The 21,434-nt window shown below is 64.3% G+C and carries 21 protein-coding genes; 18 read left to right on the forward strand and 3 right to left on the reverse strand.

Annotated elements, in window-relative coordinates; genetic code table 11:
* Window positions 1-21: 21 nt before the first annotated feature.
* The 8 genes from hflK (at window position 22) to JQ641_RS32295 (ending at window position 7,849) form a co-directional block, all read left to right on the forward strand.
* The gene (hflK, locus tag JQ641_RS32260; protein WP_212000168.1) at window positions 22-1,170 is read left to right on the forward strand and encodes an FtsH protease activity modulator HflK; all 1,149 of its coding nucleotides are present in this window, start codon (window positions 22-24) and stop codon (window positions 1,168-1,170) included.
* Window positions 1,167-2,075: a protease modulator HflC gene (hflC, locus tag JQ641_RS32265; RefSeq protein WP_212000172.1), complete on the forward strand. Its 909-nt coding sequence runs from the start codon at window positions 1,167-1,169 to the stop codon at window positions 2,073-2,075. Before hflK ends, hflC begins: the two co-directional genes overlap by 4 nt.
* A 91-nt stretch (window positions 2,076-2,166) precedes the next feature.
* On the forward strand, window positions 2,167-2,367 hold the full coding sequence (locus JQ641_RS32270) for a DUF2065 domain-containing protein (protein ID WP_212000174.1): 201 nt from the start codon (window positions 2,167-2,169) through the stop codon (window positions 2,365-2,367).
* Window positions 2,368-2,529: 162 nt separating this feature from the next.
* The gene (locus JQ641_RS32275; protein ID WP_192737987.1) at window positions 2,530-4,038 is read left to right on the forward strand and encodes a Do family serine endopeptidase; all 1,509 of its coding nucleotides are present in this window, start codon (window positions 2,530-2,532) and stop codon (window positions 4,036-4,038) included.
* Window positions 4,039-4,436: 398 nt separating this feature from the next.
* Entirely contained in the window at window positions 4,437-5,438 is a 1,002-nt protein-coding gene (locus tag JQ641_RS32280; RefSeq protein ID WP_212000176.1) for an NrtA/SsuA/CpmA family ABC transporter substrate-binding protein, read from the forward strand.
* A gap of 3 nt (window positions 5,439-5,441) precedes the next feature.
* A complete protein-coding gene (locus tag JQ641_RS32285) occupies window positions 5,442-6,188 on the forward strand; it encodes an ABC transporter permease (protein ID WP_212000178.1) in 747 nt (248 codons plus the stop codon).
* A complete protein-coding gene (locus JQ641_RS32290; RefSeq protein ID WP_249150933.1) occupies window positions 6,185-7,057 on the forward strand; it encodes an ABC transporter ATP-binding protein in 873 nt (290 codons plus the stop codon). The genes JQ641_RS32285 and JQ641_RS32290 overlap by 4 nt, the downstream gene beginning before the upstream one ends.
* Window positions 7,058-7,123: 66 nt before the next feature.
* On the forward strand, window positions 7,124-7,849 hold the full coding sequence (locus JQ641_RS32295) for a Crp/Fnr family transcriptional regulator (RefSeq protein ID WP_212000180.1): 726 nt from the start codon (window positions 7,124-7,126) through the stop codon (window positions 7,847-7,849).
* Window positions 7,850-8,078: 229 nt separating this feature from the next.
* Here JQ641_RS32295 and JQ641_RS32300 read toward each other — a convergent pair whose 3' ends face one another.
* Window positions 8,079-8,273 (reverse strand): hypothetical protein, encoded by a 195-nt coding sequence (locus JQ641_RS32300; protein WP_212000182.1) that lies wholly within the window; start codon window positions 8,271-8,273, stop codon window positions 8,079-8,081.
* A gap of 228 nt (window positions 8,274-8,501) precedes the next feature.
* Here JQ641_RS32300 and JQ641_RS32305 point away from each other — a divergent pair, with 228 nt between their 5' ends.
* The 4 genes from JQ641_RS32305 to JQ641_RS32320 are packed head-to-tail and all read left to right on the forward strand — an operon-like array spanning window position 8,502 to window position 12,638.
* Window positions 8,502-9,557 carry an efflux RND transporter periplasmic adaptor subunit gene (locus tag JQ641_RS32305; RefSeq protein WP_212000184.1) on the forward strand — a complete coding sequence of 352 codons (1,056 nt, stop codon included), beginning with the start codon at window positions 8,502-8,504 and terminating at the stop codon, window positions 9,555-9,557.
* Between the two features lie 50 nt (window positions 9,558-9,607).
* Window positions 9,608-10,288, forward strand: a complete 681-nt coding sequence (locus tag JQ641_RS32310; RefSeq protein ID WP_212000288.1) for an ABC transporter ATP-binding protein — start codon at window positions 9,608-9,610, stop codon at window positions 10,286-10,288.
* Window positions 10,285-11,445 (forward strand): ABC transporter permease, encoded by a 1,161-nt coding sequence (locus tag JQ641_RS32315; RefSeq protein ID WP_212000186.1) that lies wholly within the window; start codon window positions 10,285-10,287, stop codon window positions 11,443-11,445. The genes JQ641_RS32310 and JQ641_RS32315 overlap by 4 nt, the downstream gene beginning before the upstream one ends.
* Before the next feature lie 2 nt (window positions 11,446-11,447).
* Complete coding sequence (locus JQ641_RS32320) at window positions 11,448-12,638, forward strand: ABC transporter permease (protein ID WP_212000188.1); 1,191 nt, start codon at window positions 11,448-11,450, stop codon at window positions 12,636-12,638.
* 115 nt (window positions 12,639-12,753) lie between these two features.
* On the opposite strand, the gene atzF is transcribed toward JQ641_RS32320, so the two are convergent.
* On the reverse strand, window positions 12,754-14,112 hold the full coding sequence (gene atzF / locus JQ641_RS32325) for an allophanate hydrolase (RefSeq protein ID WP_212000190.1): 1,359 nt from the start codon (window positions 14,110-14,112) through the stop codon (window positions 12,754-12,756).
* Between the two features lie 97 nt (window positions 14,113-14,209).
* The gene (serB, locus tag JQ641_RS32330; protein WP_212000192.1) at window positions 14,210-15,103 is read right to left on the reverse strand and encodes a phosphoserine phosphatase SerB; all 894 of its coding nucleotides are present in this window, start codon (window positions 15,101-15,103) and stop codon (window positions 14,210-14,212) included.
* Between serB and miaA the strand changes: the two genes are divergently transcribed.
* From miaA to JQ641_RS32360, 6 genes are all read left to right on the forward strand, one after another.
* Window positions 15,102-16,031, forward strand: a complete 930-nt coding sequence (gene miaA / locus JQ641_RS32335) for a tRNA (adenosine(37)-N6)-dimethylallyltransferase MiaA (RefSeq protein ID WP_212000290.1) — start codon at window positions 15,102-15,104, stop codon at window positions 16,029-16,031. The genes serB and miaA overlap by 2 nt on opposite strands.
* A gap of 427 nt (window positions 16,032-16,458) precedes the next feature.
* Window positions 16,459-18,234: an acetolactate synthase 3 large subunit gene (locus JQ641_RS32340; protein WP_192737978.1), complete on the forward strand. Its 1,776-nt coding sequence runs from the start codon at window positions 16,459-16,461 to the stop codon at window positions 18,232-18,234.
* Between the two features lie 153 nt (window positions 18,235-18,387).
* Complete coding sequence (locus JQ641_RS32345) at window positions 18,388-19,374, forward strand: threonine dehydratase (protein WP_212000195.1); 987 nt, start codon at window positions 18,388-18,390, stop codon at window positions 19,372-19,374.
* Window positions 19,375-19,393: 19 nt separating this feature from the next.
* A complete protein-coding gene (gene ilvN / locus JQ641_RS32350) occupies window positions 19,394-19,936 on the forward strand; it encodes an acetolactate synthase small subunit (RefSeq protein WP_192737977.1) in 543 nt (180 codons plus the stop codon).
* A gap of 3 nt (window positions 19,937-19,939) precedes the next feature.
* Window positions 19,940-20,638, forward strand: a complete 699-nt coding sequence (locus tag JQ641_RS32355; protein ID WP_212000197.1) for a class I SAM-dependent methyltransferase — start codon at window positions 19,940-19,942, stop codon at window positions 20,636-20,638.
* A gap of 104 nt (window positions 20,639-20,742) precedes the next feature.
* Entirely contained in the window at window positions 20,743-21,345 is a 603-nt protein-coding gene (locus tag JQ641_RS32360; protein WP_192737975.1) for a LysE family translocator, read from the forward strand.
* Window positions 21,346-21,434 lie beyond the last annotated feature (89 nt).

Consider the following 21,434-nt stretch of genomic DNA (forward strand, 5'->3'; position numbering starts at 1 on the left):
GCCCGCGGAGGAGACTTTTATATGCCGTGGAAGAATCAAGGCGGGGGCCCGTGGGGCTCGGGTCCGAAGGGACCGTGGGGCAACGGACCTCAATCGGTTGGGCCGCGCCCGCCCGATCTTGAGGACCTTCTGCGTCGCGGCCAGGACAAGCTGCAGAACCTCCTGCCGGGCGGCCATTTCAGCGGCATGGGCATCGCGCTGGTTCTGATCGGCGCGCTGGCGATCTGGTTCCTGTCGGGCTTCTTCCGCGTTCAGTCGGAAGAACTCGGTGTGATCCTGCGCTTCGGCAAGCACATCAAGACGGTGCAGCCCGGCCTGAACTACCATCTGCCGTATCCGATCGAGACCGTGCTGCTGCCGAAGGCGCTGCGCGTTTCCACCATCTCGATCGGCATGACGCTGATCAGCGATCCGAGCGGACGCGGCCGCACCATGCGCGACGTGCCGGAAGAAAGCCTGATGCTGACCGGCGACGAGAACATCGTCGACGTCGATTTCACGGTGCTGTGGCGGATCAAGCCCGACGGCGTCGGCAATTTCCTCTTCAACATCCAGAACCCCGAAGGCACCGTGAAGGCGGTTGCCGAAAGCGCGATGCGCGAAGTGATCGGCCGCTCCAACATCCAGCCGATCCTGACCGGCGCCCGCACCCTCAACGAGGCGGGCGTGCAGGAGCTGATGCAGAAGACGCTCGACAGCTATGGTTCGGGGGTTCAGATCACACAGGTGCAGATGCAGAAGGTCGATCCGCCCGCGCAGGTGATCGACGCGTTCCGCGACGTGCAGGCCGCCCGCGCCGACCTTGAGCGTCTGCAGAACGAAGCGCAGACCTACGCCAACCGGGTCATTCCGGACGCGCGCGGCCGTGCCGCGCAGATCCTGCAGGTCGCCGAAGGTTACAAGGAACAGGCGGTCGCCGAGGCCAAGGGCCAGAGCGCGCGCTTTCTCAAAGTCTATGACGAATACAACAAGGCGAAAGACGTGACGCGGCAGCGAATTTATCTTGAGACGATGGAGCGTATCCTCGCCAACGCCGAGAAGCTCGTCTATGACGGCGGTCCGAATGCGCAGAACATGGTGCCGTATCTGCCGCTCAACGAGTTGTCGCCGCGGCGAACGCCGGCGCCGCCCGCCACCGGTCAGCAGCAGCAGCAGGGAGGCAACCGATGAGGTCTCCCGTCACAGGCATTGTCCTCCTGATCACGCTGTTTATCGTCGTCATCCTCGGCTACAGCTCCGTCTTCACCGTTGACCAGACCCAGCAAGTGCTGGTGGTGCGGCTCGGTGAACCCATCCGCGTCGTCACTGAACCGGGCCTGAACTTCAAGGCGCCGTTCATCGACACCGTCATCTCGATCGACAAGCGCATCCTCGATCTGGAAAATCCGTCGCAGGAAGTGATCGCTTCGGACCAGAAGCGGCTGGTGGTCGACGCCTTCGCCCGCTACCGCATCAAGAACGCGCTGCGCTTCTACCAGAGCATCGGCTCGATCCAGGCCGCCAACGTCCAGCTCACGACGTTGTTGAACGCGGCGCTGCGCCGCGTGCTGGGCGAGGTCACCTTCATCACGGTGGTGCGCGACGAGCGCGAAGCCTTGATGCTGCGTATTCGCGAACAGCTCGACAAGGAAGCCGACGGTTACGGCATCCAGGTGGTCGACGTGCGAATCCGCCGCGCCGATCTTCCCGAGCAAAACAGCCAGGCGGTCTACCAGCGCATGCAGACCGAACGTGCGCGTGAAGCCGCCGAGTTCCGCGCCCAGGGCGGACAGAAGGCGCAGGAAATCAGGTCGAAGGCCGATCGTGAGGCGACCGTCATCATCGCGGAAGCCAATTCGACGGCCGAACAGACGCGTGGTGCCGGCGACGCCGAGCGCAACCGGCTGTTCGCCGAGGCCTATGGCAAGGATCCCGACTTCTTCGCGTTCTATCGCTCGATGTCGGCCTATGAGACCGGGCTTCGCAGCAACGACACCCGCTTCCTGCTGCGGCCGGATTCGGAGTTCTTCCGCTTCTTCGCCAATTCGGCCGGCCACCCGCCGGCCGCCGCCGCGCCAGCCGCGCCGAAGCAATAGCTCTCGGCCGGCCACACCATATCAGGCGAAGCGGACCCCGCTTCGCCTGCGACAAAAGCAAGAACTGCGTTCAGCGGGAGGTTGCCATCCGATGAGGTCCATAGCGTTTGCCGACTTCCTCATCGGCCTGGGAATCCTGTTTGTGCTGGAAGGCCTGATGTTCGCGGCAAGCCCGGCCTGGATGCGCCGGGCGATGAAGAGCGCGATGACGACGCCGGACAACATTCTGCGCGTGGTGGGCATCGGATCGGCGGTCGTGGGCCTGCTCCTGATCTGGCTGGTTCGCCGCTAGCGCGCCGGCCGTGCCGATCTTGGCAAATCGCCTGCGGAATCAACGAAATCGTGAGGCGCCGATGGCCGGTTTTTCGCCGAAATGCCCGGTTCAAATGCTTGCGCCTCAGACCCGTTCGGGCGCACTGTGGACCCCAAATCGACCCGCTGGAGAGAAGCTGACATGACCGGAGCCAGACCCGCTTTGAGCCGTCGCCTGCGCATGATGGGGGCTGCGATTTCACTCGGCGCCGCCGGCGCTCTGGCTTCAGCGCCGGCTTTTGCGCGGGGCCCGGATGGCATTGCCGACATCGCCGAAAAGGTGATCGACGCCGTCGTCAATATCTCGACCTCGCAGAACGTCGAGGCCAAGGGTGGTGGCGGCGAGCGGCAGGCCACGCCGCAATTGCCGCCGGGTTCGCCGTTCGAGGAATTCTTCGACGACTTCTTCAAGAACCGGCGCGGCGGCGCTCCCAAGGGCGGCGAGCGAAGCGAGATGCAGCCGCGCAAGACCAATTCGCTCGGCTCCGGTTTCATCATCGATACCGCTGGCGTCGTCGTCACCAATAATCATGTCATCGCCGATGCCGACGAGATCAACATCATCATGAACGACGGCACCAAGATCAGGGCCGAACTGGTCGGCGTCGACAAGAAGACCGATATCGCGGTGTTGAAATTCAAGCCGGTGAAGCCGCTGGTCGCGGTCAAGTTCGGCGAGTCCGACAAGCTGCGTCTCGGCGAATGGGTGATCGCGATCGGCAATCCCTTCAGCCTCGGCGGCTCGGTGACGGCCGGCATCGTCTCGGCGCGCAACCGCGACATCAGCCAGGGGCCCTACGACAGCTACATCCAGACCGACGCCTCCATCAACCGCGGCAATTCCGGCGGTCCGCTGTTCAACCTCGAGGGTGAAGTGGTCGGCGTCAACACGCTGATCATCTCGCCGACCGGCGGTTCGATCGGTCTCGGCTTCGCGGTGCCTTCGAAGACCGTGATCGGCGTGGTCAATCAGCTCCGGGAGTTCGGCGAACTGCGCCGCGGCTGGCTCGGCGTCCGCATCCAGCAGGTCACCGACGAGATCGCCGAAAGCCTCAACATCAAGCCGGCGCGCGGCGCGCTGGTCGCCGGCATCGACGACAAGGGACCGGCCAAGCCCGCCGGGATCGAGCCAGGCGACGTCGTGGTCAAGTTCGACGGCAAGGACGTCAAGGATCCGAAGGACCTGTCGCGCGTGGTCGCCGACACCGCGGTCGGCAAGGAAGTCGAAGTCGTCGTCATCCGCAAGGGCGCGGAGGAAACCAAGAAGGTGACGCTCGGCCGGCTCGAGGATAACGAGAAGGTGCAGCAGGCCGCCGCCAAGAAGGACGAGCCGGCCGCCGAGAAGCCGGTGACGCAGAAGGTGCTCGGTCTCGATCTGGCCGCGCTGAGCAAGGATTTGCGTGGCAAGTACAAGATCAAGGACAGCGTCAAGGGCGTGGTCATCACCGGCGTCGACAATGCATCCGATGCCGCCGAGAAGCGGCTGTCCGCCGGCGACGTCATCGTCGAGGTGGCGCAGGAGGCGGTGACGAACACCGCCGACGTCAAGAAGCGGGTCGATCAGATCAAGAAGGACGGGCGCAAGTCGGTCCTGCTGATGGTTGCCAACGGCGAAGGCGAACTGCGCTTCGTGCCGCTGCTCGTGCAGTAAGAAGCTTGGAAGCGGCGGCGCTTTTCGCCGCCTTTCCCGCCGCCTTTCCTGGGCCGGCTGTGTTGGCGGACGGCGTTTCGACCGGCCGCCTGACCGCAACCCAATCAAGCCAAATCCAATCAAGCGATGACCCGACCTCGTGGCAGGGGTGCGCAAGCACCCCTGCGTCACGTCGCGCCTGCCCGCGTCCAATGTCGATTAATTGCTTCCTTGGACGGGGGCCATGGCCGACGATCTGCATCTCGGAAAACAGCGGGATCACCTCAACGGTCCCAACAGGCTGACCGGGAGGTCCAAAGGGAGGGCGCGGGGTTTGCGGGTGGGACCGGTCAGGGGCCGGCACCATCATTGTCACCAAGCATGCCGTCAGAACCCCTGGCGGCCCATGGAGATCACTCATGCCGCGCACCACATCCATCCCCGCCGCCGCGTTTGCGGCATGTGCCGTGCTCTGCTGGTCGATCGTCGCGCCCACGATGGCGGCGGCACAGGATCTTGTGAAAGCGCGGCTGGCGCAGAATCTCGGTCCGATATCGGGCCTCGTCATCGTCGCCAAGGCGAAGGGAATGTTCGAAAAGCAGGGGCTCGACATTACCGTCGCCAACTTCACCTCGGGCAAGCAATGCCTGGATACCGTGCTCGGCGGCGGCGCCGATTTTGCGACCACGGCCGAAGCGCCGGTGACCGCCGCGGCGATGGCCAACCAGCCGATCGCGTTCGTCGCCGGCATGGAATACTCCGATCTCAAGACCATGACGGCGGCAAAGGCCGGGATCAGGACCAAGGCCGATCTGCGCGGCAAGAAGATCGGCTTCACCGCGGGCACCGGCAGCGAGGTCTACACCGCGACGCTGCTGAAGGCCGCGGGCCTGACGCCGGGCGACGTGACGCTGGTCAACCTGCGGCCGCAGGAAATGCTGCCGGCGATGGCGGCCGGCAGCATCGACGCGTTCGATACCTGGGAGCCGCATATCGCCAACGCCAGGAAGGCCCTCGGCGAGAACGCGGTGCTGCTGGACACCAAGGGTCTGTACTCCGAGACCTTCAACATCGTGGTGACGCGGCCCTATCTCGACGCCAACGGTGCGGTCGTGCAGAAATTCTTGCGGGCCTTGCTGGACGCCGAGGCCTGGCTGAAGGCGAACCCGGACGAGGCGATCACGACCATCGCCGATATCGTCGGCATGAAGCGCGACGAACTCGCTGCCATCTGGCAGGACTACGTCTACCGCGTCCGTATCGACGACCAGCTGCTCGGCATTCTCAAGCTGCATGCGGCGTGGCGGCTGGAGAGCGGCAACCACCCGCCGGGCGCGACGATGCCTGACTTCGCCAAGGTGCTTGCGCTCGAGCCGCTACGCGGCATCGACGCGGGCCGCGTGACCGTCTCGGCCAAATAGCAGATGAAGCGGATCAATATCCTGGTCGGCGCGCTCTCGATCCCGCTCTTTGTCGTGGCGTGGGAAGTGATCGCGCGGTCGGGAATCGTCAACGCCGTGCTGTTTCCGCCGCCGTCGGTCGTCGCGGTCGCCTTGGTCGAGTGGGTGCGAAGCGGGCAGTTCTTCCTCGATCTCGGGGCGAGCCTCTATCGCGTCGTGACCGGGTTCGTGGTGGGGGCGGCGCTGGGCATAGCGCTCGGCGTTCTCACCGGGCAGTTTGCGCTGGTATCAAGCCTGCTGTCGCCGCTGTTTCATATCCTGCGGCCGATACCGCCGATCGCGTTCGTTCCGATCGTGATCCTCTGGTTCGGCCTGTCTGAAACCGGCAAGCTGTTCCTGGTGGTCTGGGGCGTCTTCTTCACGGTGTGGCTGTCCACGCATATCGGCGTGCAGAAGGTCGACCGCGGCCTGATCCGGGCGGCGCAGATGCTCGGGACGCCGCGGCGCCAGATGCTGCAGGAGATCGTGCTGCTCGGCGCCTTGCCCTACATCGTGGTCGGGCTTCGAACCGCGATCAGCATTTCGTTCTACACGCTGGTGGCGGCCGAACTGGCGGGGGCCTTTGCCGGCATCGTCTACCGGATCGAGATCGCGCAGCAGAATCTGCAGACCGGCCAGGTGATGGGCGGATTGGCAGCGCTCGGATTGATGTCCTTTGTCGCCGACCGCCTGTTTGCGGCGGTCGCGGAACGTACGGTGTGGTGGCGATGAAGCAGATGGTACATCGGTCCGAGCCGGCGCTGGCGCTTGCACATCCGCAGCCGTCCCTTGAAGGAGAGCGCGCTGCGGCCCGCACCATCATCAGCGTCGCCGATCTCAGCATCGTGTTCGACACGCCGCAGGGGCAGGTGATTGCCGTCGATCGGGTGACGTTCAGCGTGGCTCACGGCGAGTTCGTCTGCATCGTGGGACCATCCGGATGCGGCAAGTCGACGGTGCTCAACACCATCGCAGGCCTGGAGACGCCGTACAGCGGCGCGGTGACCGTGGACGGCAGGCCGATGCAGCGTCCGCGCCCCGACGTCGGCATGGTGTTCCAGCAGCCGCACCTGTTTCCCTGGAAATCCGTCCGCAAGAACATCGCCCATGGTCCGCGCATGCTGGGCAAGTCGCGGAGCGAGGCCCGGGCGATTGCCGATGGGTTGATCGAGATGATCGGGCTCAATCGTTTCGCTGACGCCTATCCGCACACGCTCTCCGGCGGCATGCAGCAGCGCGTTGCGATTGCGCGCGCGCTTGCCAACCAGCCGCGCGTGCTTTTGATGGACGAGCCGTTCGGGGCGCTCGACGCCCAGACCCGCAGCGTGATGCAGGACAGCCTGCTCGAATTGCGCGAGCGCATCGATGCCACGGTCGTGTTCGTCACCCACGACATCGACGAGGCCATTCTGCTGGCGGACCGGGTCCTGATCATGAGCGCGGGGCCCGGGCGTATCCTGCGCGATCTCGGCGTCGATCTGCCGCGGCCGCGTTCCAACGCCATCATGCTCGATCCCGCCTACCTCGCGCTGAAGAAGGATTGTCTCGACCTGATCCGGTCCGAAGGCCGTCGCGCCTTCGATCAGTCGAGTGCCGGCTAACGGCGCCAAATTGCGGCCTTGTTGGCACGAGTCTTGAATTGATTAGCTCAATTCAAGGAGGCGACCATGACAGCAGCACATGCGAGAGCCGCGGCCGGAATCATGCTGGCGGAATCGGACAGCCTCGTCCGCCCGCTGCCGGGCCTGCTGGACGAACTGTGCGAGGCGGATCAGCGGCGCCTGCGCGGTATAGGCCGCGACAAGCCTCTCGAAACCGGCCAGTTCGTCTGGCAGCAGGGCGATGGTCAGACCGGAATCTATTTGATCCGATCCGGCCGCATTCGCAGCTACTACGTCGCGCCGTCAGGGCGCGAGGTGACGCTGGCCTACTGGTTTCCGGGCAACTTCGTCGGCGGCCCGGATTTGTTCGGCACCGGACCGCATATGTGGACATCGATGGCGGTCGAGGCGAGCGAACTGACATTTCTGCCGGGACCGGCGCTGAAGAAAGTCGCGCTGGAGTCCGCCGCACTGGCGGTGGCGCTGCTGGATGCGCTTGCGTTCAAGGCGCGGTGCTATTCGGCGATGGCGCAGATGCTGGGGACGCGCTCGGTCACCGAGCGGCTGCATCGCCTGCTGATCTTCCTGTCGCGGATACACGGCATCCGGAGCGGCCGCGAAACCACCATCGCGGTGCCGTTTACGCATGGCGACCTCGCCAATCTGATCGGCTCAACCCGGCAATGGGTCACCGTCCAGCTCGCACGCATGCAGCAGCGCGGCATCATCCGCTATCACCGCGGGCTGATCTCGATCCTGAACATGCCGGCGCTGGACCTTGAAGTGGTCTAAAGCACGTCGTCGTTTTCCCGGAATCGGGATTCCAAGTTGGGCGATTTTCTGATTCAAACTCCATGCTGGAGACGGGGGGCCAGCATCGATCATGCGATCCTATTCGGATGACATTCGCGAACGGGCGCTGGCGCGGGTTGCTGGCGAAGACCGTGGAACCAATCATCACAGGCACGCCAAACGCCCAGACCGCGCCAAAGAAGACCCGACGGCTGATCGGTCGAGGACATCAAGGCATGGCGGATGCCATCTCGGCCAATCGCTGGAACCGGTAATCGACAAGACCATTGCGTTCGCCCTTATGGAGAGCGGCGCGCATTTCGGCAAAGTGGCGATCGCCATTGGATGAATCGCCGCTTACCAAAAATGGCAGCATCTGGCCACATGCAACTCTTGGTCTTCCAGCAATTGCTTCCGCTGCCATTAAGCTTTAAATTCTGGCTATTCGCTTCGTCGAAAAAACGGGCGCCGCCTGGCGCTCGCGCGAGCTGAACGGGGATTTACAACCGAGCCGGGGTTGCCGCCTCGCCGAAAGCGCAGGGCTCGCCCCAACGATGACGCGACGCGTAGACCGGCTGTGAGCGAGACCACTGGCGCGAGAACGATGCCGCCCGAGCAGGAACGGCAGCGAGCAGGTGGATGGAAATGAATAATGACCGAAGACAAGAGCAAACTGCTGAGATCGCTTACGATCGATCGCAGCGCCGGCAAGGCGGAGCGATCGGGCAGCCGTTGGTTGCCGATCTCGGCGGTGATTATCATCTGCGTCGTCGGATTGGCCGCCTTTGCCGCATTCGAGTTCCGCAGGCAGAGCCCGACCAAAGAGACCGCATCGCACACCGCGCAGCAGCCCGCCGCACAACCGCAGGCGCCACAGCAGCCGCCAACGAATAGCAAGGCGACCGGCAGCCTGGCGGCCTCCGGCTATGTGGTGGCGCGCCGCAAGGCAACCGTTGCCGCCGAGATCACCGGCAAGGTGGTCGAAGTGTTCATCGACGAAGGCATGACGGTGACCGAGGGGCAGGTCGTCGCGCGGCTCGACAGCGTGCTTGCTGAAAGGGACTATGAGCTGGCCCGCTCGCGCGCCGAGACGGCCAATGCGGCGATCGCCGCGATCGCCGCCGATCTGGAGGACGCGACCCGGATCATGACGCGCGTGCAAACACTCTCGCAGAAGAATTTTGCGACCGAAGCCGATCTGACCAAGGCGCAGGCCCGGGTCGGCGTGCTCAACGCGCAAATGCGCCAGGCGCAGTCGCAATTCGAGACCGCCAAGATCGACGCCAGGCGCAGCGCCTCGATGCTCGACAAGCATCAGATCAGGGCGCCGTTCGCCGGTGTCGTCATCGACCGCAGCGCACAGCCCGGCGAGATGATTTCGCCGATGTCGGTGGGCGGCTACACGCGCACCGGCATCTGCACCATCGTCGACATGGATTCGATCGAGATCGAAGTCGACGTCAATGAGGCCTTCATCGGCCGGGTCGTCGCCGGAGGCGCCGTGAACGCGATGCTGGATGCGTATCCGGACTGGACGATTCCCGCCTCGGTGATTGCCATCGTGCCGACGGCGAACCGCGAGAAGGCCACGGTGAAGGTGCGAATCCGCTTCGACAAGAAGGATCCGCGCATCCTGCCCGACATGGCGGTGAAAGTGAATTTCCTGGCCGATGTAAAGGACGCCACCAAGACCACCGCCGCGAACTAGCTTCCGGCCGGAAACCTTGAGAGGAGAAAAGCGTGACAGCCGAGCATCCGATGGTTCGCCTTACCGGCGTAGCCAAGCGTTTCACCAAGGGCAAGGAAACAATCTCGATCTTCGATCATCTCGACCTTGCGATTCCGCGCGGTGACTTCATCGCCGTCATGGGACCGTCCGGTTCGGGCAAGACGACGCTGCTCAATCTGCTTGGGGGTATCGATCGCGTCGACGCCGGCGAAATTTCGGTTGCGGACCAGCGCATCGACGGTCTCTCCGAAGGTGAACTTGCCGCCTGGCGGGCGGCCAATGTCGGCTTCATCTTCCAGTTCTACAATCTGATGCCGATGCTGACCGCGGCGCAGAACGTGGAGCTGCCGCTGTTGCTCACCAGGTTGAACCGCAAGGATCGCGCCGCGCGCGTTCACACCGCACTTTCCGTGGTTGGCCTAGCCGACCGCGTCAAGCACCGTCCGCGCGAAATGTCGGGCGGCCAGCAGCAGCGCGTGGCGATTGCGCGCGCCATTGTCTCGGACCCAAACCTGTTGCTTTGCGACGAACCGACCGGCGACCTCGACCGGCAATCCGCCGACGAGATCCTTTCAATCCTGCAATTGCTCAATGGCGAACTGGGCAAGACCATCGTGATGGTAACGCATGATCCGGCGGCGGCAAACTATGCCAAGCGCGTCCTGCATCTCGACAAGGGCCGCTTCGTCGAACGGGAGCTCGCCGCGTGAACGACTTCGACCTGGTCCGGAAAAATCTGTTCCGCCGCAAACTGCGCGCCGCGCTGATGATCGTGTCGATCCTGATCGCCTTCATGATCTTCGGCGTGCTCGCTGGATTCTACCGCGCCTTCACCGCCGGCGAAGATGCCGCCGCCGCGGACCGCATGATCACCGTCAACAAGATAAACTTCACCCAGCCGCTGCCGATCGCCTACTATAATCGGGTGCGAGCGGTGGAAGGCGTGCGGCAGGTGACCTTCGCCAACTGGTTCGGCGGCTACTATCAGGACCCGAAGAATTTCCTGATGTCGCTGGCGATCGAGCCGAGCACCTATTTCGACGTCTACCGCAGCGAATTCGAAGTTCCGCCCGAACAGCTTCAAGCCTTCATGCGAGATCGCGGCAGCGCGGTGGTCGGCGAAAGCCTGGCGCAGAAGTGGGGCTGGAAGATCGGCGATCGCATCCCGGTTGCGAGCAATATATTCAGCCAGAAGAGCGGCGGGCATACCTGGGATCTCACCATTGCCGGCATCGTCAAGGGCAAGGCCGAGCACGTCGACACCAACTTCCTGCTGTTTCAGTACGCCTATTTCGACGAGACCCGCTCGTTCGGCAAGGACACTATCGGCTGGATGATCCTTCAGACCACCTCTCCCGAAAGCAACCCGCGCGTCGCCAAGACGATCGACGCGATGTTCGCCAATTCCACCGCCGAGACCTCGACCGACACCGAAAAGGCGTTCGGCAAGGCGTTCGCGGCCCAGTTCGGCAACATCGCGCTGATTGTATTGCTGGTTGTCGGCGCCGCCTTCGTCACCATCCTGATGATCGTCGGCAATACCATGGCGCTGTCGATCCGGGAGCGCACCCGCGAGATCGGTGTGCTGAAGACGCTCGGCTTTTCCGGGCCGCGGATCCTTGGGATGGTGCTCGGCGAATCCGTACTGCTGGCGCTGCTCGGCGGAATTCCCGGGCTGGCGATTGCAGCGCTGATCGCCATGGCCCTGCGCACAAGCCTCTCCAACATCGCGCCCGCTTTTGCCGTGTCGCCGACCATCATCATGCAAGGCCTGGCGTTGATGATCGCGCTGGGGCTGATCACGGGGATCATTCCGGCGCTCAACGCCATGCGGCTCAAAATTGCAACCGCGCTTGGACGGGGATAGACATGCGTTCGCTCTGGCTTCAGGTGGCCGCCGTCACCGCCATCAACCTCAGGAGCATAGCACAGCGGCGCTGGCTCTCGCTCTCGACGGTGATCGCGATCGCGCTGGTGGTGATCGTCCTGCTCGCATTCCTGGCGATGGCCAACGGATTCCAGCGCACCATCGCGGGATCCGGTGCTGATGACATCGCGATCGTGCTGCGGGCCGGCTCGCAGGCCGAAATCAACAGTACCGTGAGCCGCGACCAGGTACGACTGATCGAGGACGGTCCTGGCATCGCGCGTGGCAGCGACGGCAAGCCCCTGATCTCGCCGGAACTCTATCTGGTGGTCGACGGCATCAAACGCTCGACCGGGACCAAGGCCAATTTGCCGCTGCGCGGGATCGGGGAACAGGGCGCCGCGCTGCGCAACGGCATCACCATCACCGCAGGCCGCATGTTCAATCGGGGCAGCAACGAGGTGGTGGTCGGCAAGGCCCTGCTGCGGGAATTCGAGGGATTCGACCTCGGCAGCACCGTGGCCTTCGGCGCCACGCGCTGGACCGTGGTCGGCGTGTTCGAGGCCGGCGGCAGCGTGTTCGAATCCGAGATTTGGGCCGATCTCAACGTGGTGCAGAGCCTGTTCAATCGCAACAATATCGTACAGATCGTGCGCGCGCGCCTCGCCGGGCCGGCCGCCCTCAATGAGCTCAAAAGCTATAGCGACAACGATCCGCGGCTGAAGCTCGATGTCAAATCCGAAGCAGCTTACTTCGCGGAACAGGCCTCGCAGACCTCCGATTTGATTCAGAAACTTGGCTGGCCGCTGGCGATCGCGATGGCGCTGGGCGCGGTCGCCGGCGCGCTCAACACGATGTATTCGTCGGTTGCCAGCCGCGCGACGGAAATAGCAACGCTGCGCGCCATCGGCTTCGGCGGTTTTCCTGCGTTCGTCGGGACGCTCGCCGAATCGCTGGTGCTCGCCGTCATAGGCGGCTTGCTCGGCGCCGCCGCCACTTATCTGATTTTCGATGGCGTCACGGCGTCCACCCTTGGCGGGAACTTCACCCAGGTGGTGTTCGACTTCAAGCTCAGTCCCTGGCTGATCGCCGAGGGGGTTGGGCTGGCGCTGATCGTGGGCCTGATCGGCGGACTGTTTCCGGCCCTGCGGGCCGCGCGATTACCGATCGTCGAAGGCCTGTACGCGCATTAGAGCGTTTTCCAGCAAAGTGGAAACCGGTTCGCGTCAAGAAGACGCGTCAAATCAGGAATCCAGAGCCCGTTCCGATTCCATCGGAACAGAAAAGGCTCTAGGCCCGGCCCCATTCTTACTTTGCATGGGGTTGTTTTCGCGATTTTGTGTCGAGCCGCCCCGCCAGCGTGATCAACGCCCGGTCGGACCAGGCCGGCGCCAGCAGCGTCACGCCCATGGGGATACCGTTCGGCAGCTCGCCGTTCGGGATCGCCACCGCGCACAGGTCGAGCAAGTTGGCAAAGTACGAGTAGTGGCCGAGGCGGTTGTTCAGTGTGATCGGATCGCTGTGCATCTCATCCAGCAGGAATGGGCGCGGCGCCGTGGGCACCACCAACGCATCGACGCCGGCGAGGAGGCCTTGCGTTTGCCGGCGCAGCCGCAACAACCGGTGCATCGCGGTGAAAGCGTCGATCGCCGAATAGCTGGTGGCCGTCCGAAGCACGGTTTTTGTAACATCGAGCAGGCGATCGGTATCGACCTCCATCAGCGACGATATCGACGCGCGCCGTTCCGCGACCCAGGGGCCAGCGAACATCATCGCGCCGGCCTCGGCGAACGGCGCAAAGTCGATCTCGACCGCGGTGCCGCCGAGAGCGGAAAATCGCTCGCAGGCCTGTTCATAGAGCGCGCCGCATTCGGGCATGCCGAAGAATTCGAGATCCTTGGCCATGAGGCGGCCGAACCTGAACTTGCCGGCGGCGCGGGTGCTGACGGAGGCCGGCGCGGGCCGGCTGTACGGATCCTCGGGATCGAAGCCTTCCATGACGTCCAGGATCGCGGCGCCTTCCTGTACCGAATTGCAGAAGATCGAGACGCAATCCAGCGTCGGGCAATTCGGCACCAGGCCGCGCGACGACACCAGTCCGACCGTCGGCTTGATGCCGACGATGTCGTTGAACCCGGCGGGAATGCGGCCCGACCCGCCGGTATCGGTGCCAAGCGCGAACGTGACGTGGCCGGCGGCGACCGCGACCGCCGAGCCCGAACTGGAGCCGCCCGAGACATAGCGCGGGTCTGCGACGCTGGCGCAGGAGCCGTAGGGCGAGCGCGCGCCGGAGAGGCCGGTGGCGAGCTGGTCGAGATTGGTCTTGCCGATGCAGATCGCGCCGGCCGCAATCAAGCGTTCGACGCTTTCGGCCGAACGTGCCGGCATGTAGCTGAACGCGGGGACGGCGGCCGTCGTCGGCATGCCCGCAACGTCGATATTGTCTTTGACGCCGAACAGGACACCGAGCAGGGGGAAGGTTTCGCCGGAAGCGGCGCGTGTCATCAGCGTGCGGCAATGATCCCGCGTTTCCGCGATCGGGCGGACATGGATCCAGCAGTTCCGGTCACGCTCGGTCTCGATCCGCCGATAGGCCGTCTCGATGGCCTGCCGCGGGTCACTCCCGGCAGGGGAGGACGTTGCGAATCGTAGATTGATTTGGTTCACCTGAAAGAACTCCACCCGCGCTGCTTTCGGCAAAACTGGGCGAGTGGGTCGTCACGAACAAGCAATTAAATGCTTCGTGTTCAGGTGCCGCGGTCGTTCACGCCGTCACGAATTCATCGCGCCGATAGCCTTGCGCATACAGCAAGGCGGTGAGATCGCCGTGGTCGATCCGGGCGGCGGCCGCCGCCGCCACCGCCGGCTTGGCGTGATAGGCGACGCCAAGGCCCGCGGCCTCGATCATGCCGAGATCGTTGGCGCCGTCGCCGGTCACCAGCGTGTCGATGTCGTCGAGATCAAAGGATTCGGTGAGTTCGATCAGCGTCGCGAGTTTGGTGGCGCGGCCGAGGATCGGCTCGGTGACTTCGCCCGTGAGCTTGCCGCCTGACACCTTCAATTCATTGGCGCGGTTTTCCTGGAACCCGATCTGAGCTGCGACCGCGTTGGTGAACAGCGTAAAGCCGCCCGAGATCAGGCAGGTGTAGGCGCCGTTGGCGCGCATGGTCATGACCAGTTCGCGGCCGCCCGGTGTCGCCGTGATGCGCTTTTTCAGGACCTCATCGACCACGCCGACCGGCATGTCCTTGAGCAGCGCGACGCGCTCGCGCAGCGCCGGCTCGAACTCGATCTCGCCGCGCATCGCGCGCTCGGTGATGGCGGCGACGTGCGCCTTCAGTCCGGCAAAATCGGCCAGTTCGTCGATGCATTCCTGGCCGATCATGGTGGAATCCATGTCGGCGAGAAAAAGCTTCTTGCGCCGGAAGGCGGCAGGCTGCACCACAATGTCGATCGGCAGGTCGCCGCGCGCCTGGCGCAAGCGGGCCTCGATCGCCTTGATATCCTCGCTGCCGGTGAAGGGGATATCGACCGCGACTTCGTCGAACAGCCATTGGGCCGTGCCGGGCGAGGGCAGGACGGCCAGCGCGCCGTCGACGATGGTGGAGTCGAGCGCGGGGTTGACGGGATTGCAGATGAGCGTGGCGACGAGGGACATGCAGGCGAATTCGCGTTTGGGGAGTAAGGCCGTGCTTATCGCAGGGCCGACCGCCAGCGGCAAGTCGGCGCTGGCCCTTGAGCTGGCGCAAAAGACCGGCGGCGTCGTCATCAACACCGATTCCATGCAGGTCTATCGCGATCTCCGCGTCATCACGGCCCGCCCGACGCCGGCCGAAGAGGCGCAGGCGCCGCATTGGCTCTATGGCCATGTCGATGCCGCCGTGAACTTTTCCGCCGGCGCGTGGGTCGCGGACGCCGCCAAAATGCTGTCGGAAGCACAGGCCGCAAAACGCCTGCCGATCTTCGTCGGCGGTTCCGGGCTCTATTTCAAGGCGCTGACGCGCGGCCTGTCGGCGGTGCCGCCGATCCCGGCCGAAGTGCGCGACAGCGTGCGGGCGCGGCTGGACCGCGATGGCGTCGAAGCGCTGCACGCCGAACTGGCGCTGCGCGACCCGGCAACGGCGGAACGCCTGAAGCCGCGTGACCGCGCCCGCATCGCGCGGGCGCTCGAGGTGGTCGAGGCCACCGGCCGCGCGCTGACCGACTGGCACCGCGAAGGTCTGCCGTCGCTGCTGCCGCAAGGCGAGTTTCACGCGCTATTTCTGGCACCGGAGCGCGACCAGCTCTATGCCCGGATCGACGCGCGGTTCGACGCCATGCTGGCGGCAGGCGCACTGGAGGAGGTAGCCGCACTGGCCGTCCGACACCTCGACCCGCTGCTGCCGGCGATGAAGGCCCATGGCGTGCCGGCGCTGATCCGGCATTTGAAGGGCGAGATCGGCCAAGCGGAGGCCGCCGAAACCAGCCGTGCGGACACCCGCCACTACGCCAAGCGGCAGTTCACCTGGTTCCGGCACCAATTGCCGGAGTTTGAGTGGGTGGCGCCGGAGGCGGCGCGGGGGTGGCTCGAGCAGATCCCTCTCTAGGCTGTCATGGCCGGGCTTGTCCCGGCCATCCACGTCTTTGCCGCAAGGAAGCAAGACGTGGATGCCCGGCACAAGGCCGGGCATGACGAGGAGTGGTTTGCATGGCAGCAACCAGTAAATTCGCACTCGCCGAACGGCCGGAACCCCGTTACACTGCCTTAATCGGGCTGAAAGCGTCATTCCCTTGACTTCCGGGGTCCGGTCGCTATAACCCGCGTAATCTTCGGGAAGTCTGGACCGTCCGATGCGTAATATTATTACCAAACTCCTTATCGTAGTCGTACCCTGGCGCACCGCCCGGGATGGCTGAGGCCATCCAGTTGCAGGCGGTGTGCATAGGGCCTCTGGGGCCCTTTTTTATTTCCCGAATCCAAGCCGACGAAGCCGCGCAGACACAGCGCATCCGGAGCAAGCCAAGGAAAACGTCATGACCGACAAGAGCCACGATCCGAACCAGATGACCGGTGCCGCGATGATCGTGCGCGCGCTCATCGATCATGGCGTCCAGCATTTGTTCGGCTATCCCGGCGGTGCGGTGCTGCCCATTTATGACGAGATCTTCCAGCAGAGCGAGGTCGAGCACATCCTGGTGCGGCACGAGCAGGGCGCCGGCCACGCGGCCGAAGGCTATGCGCGCTCGACCGGCAAGCCGGGCGTCGTGCTGGTGACTTCCGGCCCCGGCGCCACCAACATGGTGACGCCGCTGACGGACGCGCTGATGGATTCGATTCCGCTGGTCTGCATCACCGGGCAGGTGCCGACGCATTTGATCGGCAATGATGCGTTCCAGGAATGCGACACCGTCGGGATCACGCGGCCCTGCACCAAGCACAATTGGCTGGTGCGCGACGTCAACGATCTCGCGAAAGTGTTGCACGAGGCGTTTTACGTCGCCACGACCGGCCGTCCCGGCCCCGTCGTGGTCGACGTGCCAAAGGACGTGCAGTTCGCGACCGGCACCTATCATCCGCCGCGCAAATCCGACGTGCATGTTTCCTACACGCCGCGGGTCAAGGGCGATGCGACGCAGATCCGCAAAGCCGTGGCGCTGCTTGCCGGCGCAAAGCGCCCGGTGATCTATAGCGGCGGTGGCGTCATCAATTCCGGACGCGAAGCCTCGAAACTGCTGCGCGAACTGGTCGAAGTCACCGGCTTTCCGATCACTTCGACCCTGATGGGCCTCGGCGCCTATCCTGCGACCGGCAAGAACTGGCTCGGCATGCTCGGCATGCACGGCACGTATGAATCCAACATGGCGATGCATGATTGCGACGTCATGCTGTGCGTCGGCGCGCGCTTCGACGACCGCATCACCGGCCGCACCGACGCGTTCTCGCCGGGCTCGAAGAAGATCCACATCGACATCGACCCGTCCTCGATCAACAAGAACATCCACGTCGACGTGCCGATCATCGGCGACTGCGGCAACGTGCTCGGCGACCTGTTGCAGGTGTTCAAGGCGGAAGCGAAAAAGCCTGACATCAAGGCGTGGTGGCAGGAGATCGCCGTGTGGCGGGCGCGCAATTCGCTGGCCTACCGGAAGAACAGCGAAGTCATCCTGCCGCAATACGCCATCGAGCGCCTGTTCGAGGCGACGCGCGGGCACGACACCTACATCACGACCGAAGTCGGTCAGCACCAGATGTGGGCGGCGCAGTTCTTCGGCTTCGAGGAGCCGCACCGCTGGATGACCTCGGGCGGCCTTGGCACCATGGGCTACGGGCTGCCGGCCGCGCTCGGCGTGCAGGTCGCGCACCGGGACAGCCTCGTGATCGACATCGCGGGCGATGCCTCGGTGCAGATGACGATGCAGGAGATGTCGACGGCGGTGCAGTTTGAACTGCCGATCAAGATCTTCATCCTGAACAACCAGTATATGGGCATGGTGCGGCAGTGGCAGCAGCTGCTGCACGGCAACCGGCTGTCGCATTCCTATTCGGAGGCGCTGCCGGATTTCGTCAAGCTGGCGGACGCGTTTGGCTGCGTCGGCCTGCAGGCGATCAAGCCCGGCGATCTCGACGGCGCGCTCAAGGAAATGATCTCGATCAAGCGCCCGGTGCTGTTCGATTGCCGCGTCGCGGCGCTGGAAAACTGCTTCCCGATGATTCCGTCCGGCAAGGCGCACAATGAAATGCTGTTGCCGGCGGAAGCGACCGACGAAGCGACCGCGGCGGCCTTTGCCGGCGGCAAGGCGCTGGTGTGAGGATGAGACACACAAATTCCGCTGTCATCGCCCGGCTTGACCGGGCGATCCAGTACGCCGCGGCCTCTCGATTGCTGTCTGGCGTCTCTGGAATACTGGGTCCCCGCCTTCGCGGGGATGACGAGGGTGCGAGTAGGGCGACAGGACGCTCAAATGTTTGATCTCGGGCAACTCGAGCACGCGCACAGGATCGTCGGGGCAGCGATGCCGCCGACGCCAGCGCATGCCTGGCCGCTGCTGGCGCTGCGGCTCGGCGCTGACGTGGTCGTCAAGCACGAGAACCACACCCCGATCGGCGCCTTCAAGGTGCGGGGCGGGCTGGTCTATGTCGAGCGGCTGCAACGCGAGCGGGCGCAGACCTCAGGAATTATCTCGGCGACCCGCGGCAACCACGGCCAGAGTCTCGCCTTCGCCGCACGTCGTTTCGGCGTGCCGGCGACCATCTATGTGCCGCACGGCAATTCGGTCGAGAAAAACCAGTCGATGCGCGCTCTCGGCGCCAACCTCATCGAGCATGGCGAGGATTTTCAGTCCGCCCGCGAGGAATGCGTGCGTCACGCCGAACGCGAGGGCCTCGAGCTGGTGCCGTCGTTCCACCGCGACCTCGTGATGGGCGTTGCCACCTACGCGCTGGAATTGCTGCGCGCTGCTGATGATATCGATGTGCTCTATGTGCCGATCGGGCAGGGCTCCGGCATCTGCGGCTGCATCCTGGCGCGTGATCTGCTCGGGCTAAAGACCGAAATCGTCGGGGTGCAGTCGACGGAGGCGCCGTCCTATGCGCTGTCGTTTGCGGCTGGCACCGTGGTGAAGACCAACAGCAGCAATACGCTGGCCGACGGCATGGCGACCCGCGTCCCCGACGCCGAGGCGCTGGCGATCATTCGCAAGGGTGCCTCGCACATCGTGCAGGTGACCGACGACGAAATCGCCGACGCGGTGCGGGCCTACTGGACCGATACCCACAATCTCGCCGAGGGCGCCGGCGCCGCAGCGCTCGCCGCAGCCCTGCAGGAGAAGCCGAAGCTCCGCGGCAAGCGGGTCGGGCTGATCCTGTCCGGCGGCAATATCGATTTCGATCTGTTCTGGAAATGGATCGCCCGCAACGAAAATGTCACCGCCGCCAAGGCACTGGCGTAGCCAAGATTTGGGAACGACAATGAACCAGCCCGCATCCGCCTATTTCCTCGAAGAGCGCCACGATCCGACCGAGTCGCACACGCTCTCGGTGCTCGTGCAGAACGAGCCGGGCGTGCTCGCGCGCGTGATCGGGCTGTTCTCCGGCCGCGGCTACAACATCGAAAGCCTCACCGTCTCGGAGACCGAGAGCCAGAAACATCTCTCCCGTATCACCATCGTCACGACGGGCACGCCGATGGTGATCGAGCAGATCAAGCACCAGCTCGACCGCATGGTTCCGGTCTATCGCGTCGTCGATATGACGCTGACCGGCCGCTCCATCGAGCGCGAGCTCGCCATGGTGAAGGTGCGCGGCGGCGGCGACAACCGTGTCGAGGCGCTGCGGCTGGCTGACGCGTTCCGCGCCCGCGTGATCGACGCCACCACCGAAAGCTTCGTGTTCGAGATCACCGGCAATTCCGCCAAGGTCAGTCAATTCATCGACCTGATGCGACCGATCGGCCTTGTCGAAGTGTCGCGCACCGGCGTTGCCGCGATCGGACGCGGGCCTGAGGGGATGTGAACCATGCTGGCGCGCGACTGGTATTACAATCAACGGCGGCAACTCGGGCTCGATTCCGCCGTCGCCTCGATCTACGACCGGCATGACGACAGCGACATCCGCGCCCGCGCGGCGCTGACCATGCTTGGCGTCCAAAACGGCTGGCGGGTGGCCGACATCGGCTGCGGCAACGGCGTATTGGCGGTCGAGGCGGCGCTGATGGGCGCCGAGGTCGATGCCATCGACATCTCGCCCGCAATGCTGGCGCTCGCCAACATCCAGGCGCGCGACCGCAAGGTCGCGGTCCGCACCCAGCCGGCGGGCATGCTGAGCTTCGCCTATCAGCCGAATTCCTACGACCTGATCGTCAGCGAGTTCACGCTGCATCATCTGCCGGATTTCTGGAAGGCGGTGGCGCTGGCGCGGATTTTTGCCGCGCTGAAGCCGGGTGCGAATTTCTACCTACGCGACATCGTCTTCGTCAGCATGCCCGACGGCGTTGATCGCGACGTCGAGGCGTGGGCGGATTTCTCGATCAAGAACCACGATTTCGAGCGCGAGAGCGTGGTCACCCATATGCGCGACGAGTACTCGACCTTCGGCTGGGTGATCGAACGCATGTTGACCGATGTCGGCTTCACGCTGGAATCGGTCGACTACCACGCGCCGCTGCACGGCACTTATCTTTTGCGCAAACCGAAGCCGGACCACCAACAGAGCTAGAAAAAAATGAAACCGGCTGATGTCTGCATCGCCGTGATGCCGCTGGCGAAGCGTTCGCAAGCCTCCTCAAAGAACAGTTCTGCCAAAGATCGCGTGAGGCCACCATGTCACATTCGCTGCTGATCGCCTTCGTCCTGTTCGCCACCGTGATGTTCTTCACGCCGGGGCCGAACAACATCATGCTGCTGTCCTCGGGGCTGACTTACGGGTTCCGTCCGACCATCCCGCATATCGCCGGGATCACGGTCGGCTTTGCCTTCATGGTCGGCGCGGTCGGGCTTGGCCTTGGCACCATCTTCATCGCCTATCCGGTGCTGCAGACGATCCTGAAATATGCCGGCGTCGTCTACCTGATCTATCTTGCCGCCGCGATCGCGATGTCCGGGCCGGTTTCGGCCGACCAGGACAACCGCCGCGGGCCGATGACCTTCTGGGGCGCGGCCATGTTCCAATGGGTCAACGCCAAGGGCTGGGTTATGGTGATCGGCACCATCACAGCCTATGCGGCGATCGCTGCCTATCCCTGGAACATTGCGATCCAGGTCGTCCTGAGCCTGTTGCTGGGGGTGCTTTCGTGCACCGCCTGGGCCTTGTTCGGCAGCGCGCTGCGGCCGGTCCTGACCTCGCCGAGGGCCGTGCGGGCCTTCAATATCGTGATGGCGGTGCTGCTGCTGGCCTCGCTCTACCCGGTCTTCATGGACGCATGATGCCGCACCGCGCCATGCAGAAACGGGTTTCCCCTGAAGCGGAAAATGCTCTAGACAACGCCGGAAATTCGCGGGCGACCGGCGCTCCA

Origin of the sequence: Bradyrhizobium sp. JYMT SZCCT0180 (assembly GCF_018130165.1) — a bacterium.
In the GTDB taxonomy this organism is placed as follows: domain Bacteria; phylum Pseudomonadota; class Alphaproteobacteria; order Rhizobiales; family Xanthobacteraceae; genus Bradyrhizobium.

Bases quoted from the DNA above. Each gene is read 5' to 3' on its own strand.
- serB (WP_212000192.1), bottom strand. From the start codon at position 15,103: ATGTCCCTCGTCGCCACGCTCATCTGCAATCCCGTCAACCCCGCGCTC.
- JQ641_RS32305 (WP_212000184.1), top strand. From the start codon at position 8,502: ATGACCGAAGACAAGAGCAAACTGCTGAGATCGCTTACGATCGATCGC.
- JQ641_RS32270 (WP_212000174.1), top strand. From the start codon at position 2,167: ATGAGGTCCATAGCGTTTGCCGACTTCCTCATCGGCCTGGGAATCCTG.
- JQ641_RS32360 (WP_192737975.1), top strand. From the start codon at position 20,743: ATGTCACATTCGCTGCTGATCGCCTTCGTCCTGTTCGCCACCGTGATG.
- ilvN (WP_192737977.1), top strand. From the start codon at position 19,394: ATGAACCAGCCCGCATCCGCCTATTTCCTCGAAGAGCGCCACGATCCG.
- JQ641_RS32345 (WP_212000195.1), top strand. From the start codon at position 18,388: ATGTTTGATCTCGGGCAACTCGAGCACGCGCACAGGATCGTCGGGGCA.
- JQ641_RS32275 (WP_192737987.1), top strand. From the start codon at position 2,530: ATGACCGGAGCCAGACCCGCTTTGAGCCGTCGCCTGCGCATGATGGGG.
- JQ641_RS32340 (WP_192737978.1), top strand. From the start codon at position 16,459: ATGACCGACAAGAGCCACGATCCGAACCAGATGACCGGTGCCGCGATG.
- JQ641_RS32355 (WP_212000197.1), top strand. From the start codon at position 19,940: ATGCTGGCGCGCGACTGGTATTACAATCAACGGCGGCAACTCGGGCTC.
- JQ641_RS32295 (WP_212000180.1), top strand. From the start codon at position 7,124: ATGACAGCAGCACATGCGAGAGCCGCGGCCGGAATCATGCTGGCGGAA.
- JQ641_RS32310 (WP_212000288.1), top strand. From the start codon at position 9,608: ATGGTTCGCCTTACCGGCGTAGCCAAGCGTTTCACCAAGGGCAAGGAA.
- hflK (WP_212000168.1), top strand. From the start codon at position 22: ATGCCGTGGAAGAATCAAGGCGGGGGCCCGTGGGGCTCGGGTCCGAAG.
- JQ641_RS32300 (WP_212000182.1), bottom strand. From the start codon at position 8,273: ATGGCAGCGGAAGCAATTGCTGGAAGACCAAGAGTTGCATGTGGCCAG.
- JQ641_RS32320 (WP_212000188.1), top strand. From the start codon at position 11,448: ATGCGTTCGCTCTGGCTTCAGGTGGCCGCCGTCACCGCCATCAACCTC.
- hflC (WP_212000172.1), top strand. From the start codon at position 1,167: ATGAGGTCTCCCGTCACAGGCATTGTCCTCCTGATCACGCTGTTTATC.
- JQ641_RS32285 (WP_212000178.1), top strand. From the start codon at position 5,442: ATGAAGCGGATCAATATCCTGGTCGGCGCGCTCTCGATCCCGCTCTTT.
- JQ641_RS32280 (WP_212000176.1), top strand. From the start codon at position 4,437: ATGCCGCGCACCACATCCATCCCCGCCGCCGCGTTTGCGGCATGTGCC.
- miaA (WP_212000290.1), top strand. From the start codon at position 15,102: ATGCAGGCGAATTCGCGTTTGGGGAGTAAGGCCGTGCTTATCGCAGGG.
- JQ641_RS32290 (WP_249150933.1), top strand. From the start codon at position 6,185: ATGAAGCAGATGGTACATCGGTCCGAGCCGGCGCTGGCGCTTGCACAT.